This window comes from Arthrobacter sp. GW460-12-1-14-TSB2, from assembly GCF_059423525.1.
In genome coordinates, this window is record NZ_JBWKYC010000013.1 from 95,555 (window position 1) to 102,107 (window position 6,553).

A 6,553-nucleotide genomic window follows, 5' to 3' on the forward strand; every position below is an offset into this window, starting at 1 on the left:
CCCCCCCCCCCCCCCCCCCCCCCCCCCCCTCCGCGGTACTGGTGCTGTCGGCACAGAGTCCCTGCTCCGGCAGTGCCGGCGGCTGGACCTTTTCGTAGGGCTACTCGGACTTGAACCGAGGACCTTAGGATTATGAGTCCCGCGCTCTAACCAGCTGAGCTATAGCCCCGTGCGCCCCGCGGACTGGCGGCTCCGCGGGGAGCCTCCGCAGTTCCGGGGCAAAAACACTCTAGCAATAGTAGCGGCCTGATTTGCGCACCTGCACTCCGGCGACCGGCGGCGCACCGGGATGACGCATCCGGGGACTACACCACTTTGTCGTCGTAGGTGGCGCCGCGGTAGAGGTCCTCAAACGTCTGAAGGGTTCCTTGGATGCTGTGCGGCTCAACCATGCAGCGGCTGGCCTTGCCCATTGCCGCAAGATCCTCGGCGGGGAGCTCCAGCACCCTGGTGATCTTGGCGGCGAGGTCGTCGCTGTCGTTTGGCGTGAAGAGGTAGCCGTTCTCACCGTCTCGCACCAGGTGCGGCAGCGCCATGGCGTCCGCCAACAGCACCGGTGTTGATGCGGACATGGCCTCCAGCGTGACCAGGGACTGGAGCTCGGCTGTTCCCGGCATGCAGAACAGGTCTGCCTTGATGTATGCCTCGCGCAGTTCGGCGTCGCTGGCCAGGCCCAGGAACTTCACCCGCGATTCCAGTCCGAGCCGTGCCACCTGGGCTTCCAGGGCGGCGCGGACCTCGCCTCCGCCGACGATCTCCAGGTGGACGTTCAACTCAGCGGGAGTCTTCGCCACGGCATCGATCAGGACGTTGACGTGCTTCTCCTCCGCAAGGCGGCCCGCGAACAGCACGGTGGGGTGCGGGTGGCGCTCCATCACCTCGCCCTCCCGGAGTTCATAAGCGGCCGAGTCTATGCCGTTGGAGAGCGGCAGGACCTTGCGCAGGAAGGCGTGCTGGTGCATGGCCTTGGCGGCCAGCGGCGTCGGCGTGGTGACGACGTCGGCCCGGCCCATGACCTTGCCCATGTCCTTCCAGGAGATGCGTCCCACGATGTCTTTGAACCACTGCGGAAACGGCAGGAAGGGGTTCAGGTTCTCCGGCATGAAGTGGTTGGTGGCCACGATCCGAACTCCGCGCCGCTCGGCTTCGTAGAGCACGTGCTCGCCGATCATGTAGTGGCTCTGGATGTGCACGACGTCCGGCTTGACACGGTCAAACAGGAGGCTGATCTCCTTCTTGATCTCCCAGGGAAAGGTGATGCGGAAGTACTCGTGCGTCGGCACTGAGTGCGAGCGGATCCGGTGCACGGTACCCTCCGCGCGGAACTCGGTGAAGCTCTTGCCCTTGTCCGGCCGGCACGCGAGCACGTGGACGTCGTGTCCCCGTGCCGTCATGCCCTTGGCCAGGCGGTATCCGAATTGTGCGGCTCCGTTGACGTGGGGCGGGTAGGTGTCCGCAGCAATCAGGATGGTGAGTGGTTGCTGGCTGTCGGGCATGGTCACGTGGAGAGCTCCTGGTGGTCACGGTGCGGTCAGCGCTGGCTGTGGCGGCCGGCTGGCCCTCGGCGCAGTAGCGCCGGGACTTCTGGTGAAGTCTGGGTATTACCCGCCCTATGACACCCGCCCTGCGGCCTTGCGCGCGTCCTTCTTGCGCTTGGTCACTTCGGGATGGTGCCGCGAGAGGGCGATTACCCCCACGATAGCAAGGGAAGCGGCCGCCCCCATGGCAATCGCCAGCACGGCGTGGACATCAGGGCGGAGTTCTCCGAGGATGGCAATGCCGATGGCGATCCCGACAATGGGGTCGATGACGGTCAGCCCGGCGATGACAAGATCCGGCGGCCCGCCGGAGTACGCCGACTGGACAAACCAGGAACCCAGCCCGCCCGCTGCGGCGATCGCCACCACCGAATACCACTGCACGTTGAGCAGGGCCAGCCCGTTCGGGTCGAGCAGGTGCTTGCCGATGATGCGGGTCAGCACCGCCACGAAACCGAATAGCACTCCGGCCCCGAGGATGTAGATGAAGGCGCTCATCCGGTGCTTGAACACCAGCGCCAGCGTGCCGAAGAGGCCCACCGCAAGGGTGAGCAGAAGCACAATGGTGAGTTCGTCGTCGAAACTTACATGATGGTTTTCCTGGGTCACGTTCACCGCCAGCAGGACGAAGATGGCCGAGCCGGTGACGCACGCCGAGATGGCCACCACGGTGGCCCGGTTGATGCTCAGACCCTGGTCTTTGGCATTGACGATAGTGGTGATCACCAGGGCGATGGCCCCGATTGGCTGCACCACCGTCAGCGGCGCCGACACGAGGGCGACGGCGTTCATCGCCATGCCTGCGCACAGCAGCAACAGACCGAACACCCACCGCGGATTGCGGATCAGCCGCAGGAGGCCGTGCGAACTGAGCGCAAGGCCGCCGGTGTCCGCCTTGACGGCGCTGCCCTGGCGCTGCGCGCCGATGGCCAGGCAAAACGCGCCCAGCACCGCCAGGAAGACGGCGAGCCACACCATCAGCCGCGTCCGCCGTCGTTCGAGAGCTTGAGCCGGCCCTTACGGATGATGGCCCGGAAATAGTTGTAACCGGCCACCCAGTGGCCGAGCAGTCCCAGGCCGAGGAAGATCCAGGCCGCCACGAAGTAGACGTCCGTCAGCGGGATGGGAAGCTTGGCAAGCACCAGCAACGGGGTGCCCACGAGGAGGAGCGCTGTGCGGATCTTTCCGATCCGGCTGACCGGGAGGTCGGGGTGGCTGTGGAAGTAGTACAGCGAAACGGCCATCAGGATGGCGTCCGGAACCACCAGGGCAGTCAGGTACCACCATTCCACGACGCCGGCGATCACCAGGGTGACGGCCACGGCAATGAGCGCCATACGGTCGGCGATCGGATCCATGATCCGGCCCAGCCTGGATGTCTGGTTGAAGCGGCGGGCGATGTACCCGTCCACCCAGTCCGTGCTGCCCATGACCACCAGCACAATCGTGGCGAGGGCATACTCCTTTTGCCCCAGGACCAGCCAGATGAAGAGGGGCACACCCATGAAGCGGACGACCGTCAGGATGTTGGGGATGGTGAAGACGGCGTCACTGTCTACGTGCCGCTGGCCCGGACGCGCACCTGCGTTAATGAACTTCATCCCCCACCTCCTTCCCTTCCGCTACGGCTACCTGGGTAGTGCCGGTAAGTCCTAGCCCTTGAGGAGCTTGCGGAGGAGGACGACGAGGACGGCGGCCGACGCGACCAGGGCGGCCAGCGGCTTCCAGCGGGTTCCAACCGGGCTCTCGCTGGCGCGGTTCAGGAGGCTGGAGGCAGAGCGGCTGAGGGATTCAGCCTGGTGGCCCGCGCGTTCCTTGCCGGCCTTCAGCTGCGCTTCGGCGGCACCCAGCAGGAGCTGGGCCTGCGTCTTGACGTCAAGCTCCTCGCCGAGCTCGTCGCGGACGCCCGTGAGGTGCCGGCGGCGCTTGTCCAGGCGGCTCTTCAGTTCAGCTTCCGTGGGGACGGGACCAAGGTCCGGCTTTGCCGCTTCCTTGGCTTCTTTCTCCGCCTTCTCCTTGGCTGCCTTCGCTTCCTTGGCGGCCTTGGCAGCCTTGGCGTCTTCGGAGCTCGGATCAAGTACGGCCGGGTTGAACTCCGAGCCTTCCTTGACGATGCCGAGATCGTGTTTGAGTCCGCGGATCGTGTCCTCGGGCACCAGCGGCATGGCCTTCTTGAATTTACGCATGCCGATCAGGCCGCCGATGAGGGCGATGACCAGGAACACGGCGCACACCAGGAGGGCTGCCAGCCAGGCCGGCATGATGGTGGCGAGCCCCATGATGGCGGCCACGATGAGACCGGTGACGAGGAAGGCGAGGAACACCACCGCGACGGCGAAGAACGCTGCAGCCACCCCGACCTGGATGCCCTTGCGCTTGATCTCGATCTTCGCGAGGGCGATTTCGTCGTTGAGCTGGCGTGGTGCCAGCTTGGCAACTAGCCTCAGAGTTTTGGGCAGCGCCGCAATACTCAGTCCGCCTGTTGCCCGGCCGCTGTGTCGTCCGCTCATCGATCCCGCCTAACTGGTTCCATCTTTGATTCGGATTCCGGTGGATTCCGGGGGCCTGCGCGGCTTCACACACTCCCCGTTGTCAAAACTATCATTCAGCTTCGGCACCTCCTTCGGGTAATAACCCGTGGCGCGCCCTCCAACGCTGTAAAAGTATGATCCAAGGGCCATAGGATTGGTCCCTGTGAGCATTCCTGCCAATCCGGGCGACTCCCTGAGCCGCAAGCGGAAACTTCTGTACATCCTCCTCCTCGGCGCCCTTACGGCACTGGGCCCTTTCACGATCGACCTCTACCTGCCTGCATTTCCGGCACTGGAGGCGAGCCTTGGGGTGTCCGAGGCGGAAGTCCAGCTCACGCTGACCGGTACAACCATCGGCTTCGCCCTGGGACAGCTGGTGGTGGGGCCGCTGAGCGACAAGTTCGGCCGGAGGCTCCCGCTCATCCTTGCCACTGCGCTGCACATCACCGCCTCGCTCGGCGCGGCGCTGTCCACGGACCTTGCCACGCTGGGCCTCTTCCGGGTGCTGATGGGCATCGGCGCAGCCGGCGGCGGCGTGGTGGCCATGGCCATGGTGCGGGACCTCTTCACCGGGTACGCCATGGTGCGGATGTTTTCCCGGATGGCGCTGGTCAACGGCCTGGCTCCGATCCTGGCGCCCGTGATTGGCTCCCAGCTGCTGCTGATCATGCCCTGGCCGGGCATCTTCTACTTCCTGGCCGGCTACGGCACGCTGGTGATCATTGCCGCCATCCTCCTGGTGCGCGAAACGCTCCCCCGCGAACTCCGGGGCAGGTCGGGCCTGACGGCGGGCCAGCGCTATAAGCTGCTCTTTTCGGACCGGATCTTCGTGGGCCTGCTGCTGCTGGGCGGCATGAACTTCGCCGGCCTCTTCGCCTACCTGTCCGCGTCGCCGTTCCTGTTCCAGGATGTGTACGGGTTCACGCCGCAACAGTACGGCCTGCTCTTCGGCATCAATTCGCTGGGCATCGTGGCCGGGGTGCAGACCAGCTCCCGGGTGATCCGGCGCGTCCCGCCGCAATGGATCCTGGCCTGTTCCACGGCCTGGATGTTCGTCATGGCCGTGCTGATCGTTATTTTCGACCAGCTCGGCTTCGGGCTCTGGGGCGTGATGGTGCCGCTCTGGTTCTACATCCTCGGCACCGGCTTCACGTTCCCCTGCGTCCAGGTCCTGGCACTCTCCAAGCACGGGGCCCAGGCCGGAACCGCAGCGTCCCTGCTGGGAGCGGCAACCTTCATGATGGCCGGCATCGTGTCCCCCGTGGTGGGCTGGTTCGGCGACATCTCGGCGACAGTCATGGGCGGAGTCCAGGCCACGAGCATCCTGCTGGCAGCAGCTGCCCTGTGGCTGGTGGTGCGCCCGCGCACCGTGCCTTCGATCCACTGAGCTCGCTCCATCCACTGGGCACCACTCGTCCAACAGGGCCCCGAACCCATCCCGATAGGCTGGACCCATGGCCAAGAGACCGCACCGTAACCGCAGGGGATTGTTCCTCGGCGCGGTGATTGGCGGCATCGCCGGTTACTTCGCCGGGCGGGCGATGGGGAACCCGGCAATGGGCATCATCCTGGGGGCGATCGCTGGCTCCGCGCTGCTCTTCCGGGTCAACCCCGGCCCCTGGAACCGGCCCTGACGAACGCCCCAACAGGCAATCGCTTCCAGAGGCAGGGCACGGGCTTAGTGGCCCTGTTCCGGCAATTGCCCACGCGATAAAGTTATTCTGTGCCCGATTGGCAGAAGCATCATCCGCCCCTTCCGGCCACGTGGCAGCGCTGCGACGACGCCGGCATCCTGCCCCTGTGGTGGGAAAGGCTGTGCTCGCAGACAAGCCCGCAGTCGGCAGCGCTGTACGCCGCCGGGCTCTTCACTGAGGACCGGCGCCGCCCCATCGCCCAGTGGTTCAACCCGGCGTTCAACGCCGCGCTCCTGGTGGCCCCTGAGACGTCCCCTGAATGGCCTGTGCAGCGGTTTGGCATCTTCTACGCCCCGCCGAACAGCGGATTCACCAGGGTGCATTCAGCGCCGCACGAATGGCACCCGCGCGAGCCGCGGAAGTCACCCACCGAGGACGAGGCGTTCCGGGCCGCCATCGCAGAGGCGGAGCGCTTCCTGCAGGTGGAGATGGACTTCGTCTGACTTTCCGGCTGACCTGCTGGCATAAAAAAGGCCCCGTACCCGGCTGTTCGCCGGCCACGGGGCCTGTCCGCTCCTCCTGCTGGACTTGAACCAGCAACCCTTCGATTAACAGTCGAATGCTCTGCCAATTGAGCTAAGGAGGAATGAAGCAGGTATGACCTTAGCAAAGGTTTTGCCCCAATGTGAAATCGGCTCCCACGGCGCCGCCAAATACCCCTCCAGGGTATAAAAAAGTCCCCGCCCCGGTTACCCGGAACGGGGACTGCGCGCTCCTCCTGCTGGACTTGAACCAGCAACCCTTCGATTAACAGTCGAATGCTCTGCCAATTGAGCTAAGGAGGAATGGA

The 6,553-nt window shown here is 65.2% G+C and carries 7 protein-coding genes and 3 tRNA genes; 3 read left to right on the top strand and 7 right to left on the bottom strand.

What is annotated here, in order from left to right; translation table 11 throughout:
• Window positions 1-95: 95 nt before the first annotated feature.
• The 5 genes from AC07YR_RS15760 to AC07YR_RS15780 form a co-directional block, all read right to left on the bottom strand.
• Window positions 96-169: transfer RNA gene (locus AC07YR_RS15760), tRNA-Ile, on the bottom strand.
• A gap of 136 nt (window positions 170-305) precedes the next feature.
• Window positions 306-1,502, bottom strand: coding sequence for a glycosyltransferase (locus AC07YR_RS15765; protein ID WP_055798587.1), 1,197 nt, complete (start codon window positions 1,500-1,502; stop codon window positions 306-308).
• A 108-nt stretch (window positions 1,503-1,610) separates the two neighbouring features.
• Window positions 1,611-2,516 carry a DMT family transporter gene (locus tag AC07YR_RS15770; RefSeq protein WP_436057163.1) on the bottom strand — a complete coding sequence of 302 codons (906 nt, stop codon included), beginning with the start codon at window positions 2,514-2,516 and terminating at the stop codon, window positions 1,611-1,613.
• Window positions 2,516-3,139 carry a CDP-alcohol phosphatidyltransferase family protein gene (locus AC07YR_RS15775; protein ID WP_436057162.1) on the bottom strand — a complete coding sequence of 208 codons (624 nt, stop codon included), beginning with the start codon at window positions 3,137-3,139 and terminating at the stop codon, window positions 2,516-2,518. Before AC07YR_RS15775 ends, AC07YR_RS15770 begins: the two co-directional genes overlap by 1 nt.
• 51 nt (window positions 3,140-3,190) lie before the next feature.
• Complete coding sequence (locus AC07YR_RS15780) at window positions 3,191-4,048, bottom strand: phage holin family protein (protein WP_494734517.1); 858 nt, start codon at window positions 4,046-4,048, stop codon at window positions 3,191-3,193.
• 184 nt (window positions 4,049-4,232) lie between these two features.
• Here AC07YR_RS15780 and AC07YR_RS15785 point away from each other — a divergent pair, with 184 nt between their 5' ends.
• From AC07YR_RS15785 to AC07YR_RS15795, 3 genes are all read left to right on the top strand, one after another.
• On the top strand, window positions 4,233-5,456 hold the full coding sequence (locus AC07YR_RS15785; protein ID WP_436057160.1) for a multidrug effflux MFS transporter: 1,224 nt from the start codon (window positions 4,233-4,235) through the stop codon (window positions 5,454-5,456).
• 67 nt (window positions 5,457-5,523) lie between these two features.
• A complete protein-coding gene (locus tag AC07YR_RS15790; RefSeq protein ID WP_494734518.1) occupies window positions 5,524-5,703 on the top strand; it encodes a hypothetical protein in 180 nt (59 codons plus the stop codon).
• Window positions 5,704-5,792: 89 nt separating this feature from the next.
• Window positions 5,793-6,206: a hypothetical protein gene (locus AC07YR_RS15795; protein ID WP_028272120.1), complete on the top strand. Its 414-nt coding sequence runs from the start codon at window positions 5,793-5,795 to the stop codon at window positions 6,204-6,206.
• A gap of 70 nt (window positions 6,207-6,276) precedes the next feature.
• Here the strand turns inward: AC07YR_RS15795 and AC07YR_RS15800 are convergent.
• Window positions 6,277-6,349 (bottom strand) — tRNA-Asn (locus AC07YR_RS15800).
• A 126-nt stretch (window positions 6,350-6,475) separates the two neighbouring features.
• Window positions 6,476-6,548 (bottom strand) — tRNA-Asn (locus tag AC07YR_RS15805).
• Between the last annotated feature and the right edge of the window lie 5 nt (window positions 6,549-6,553).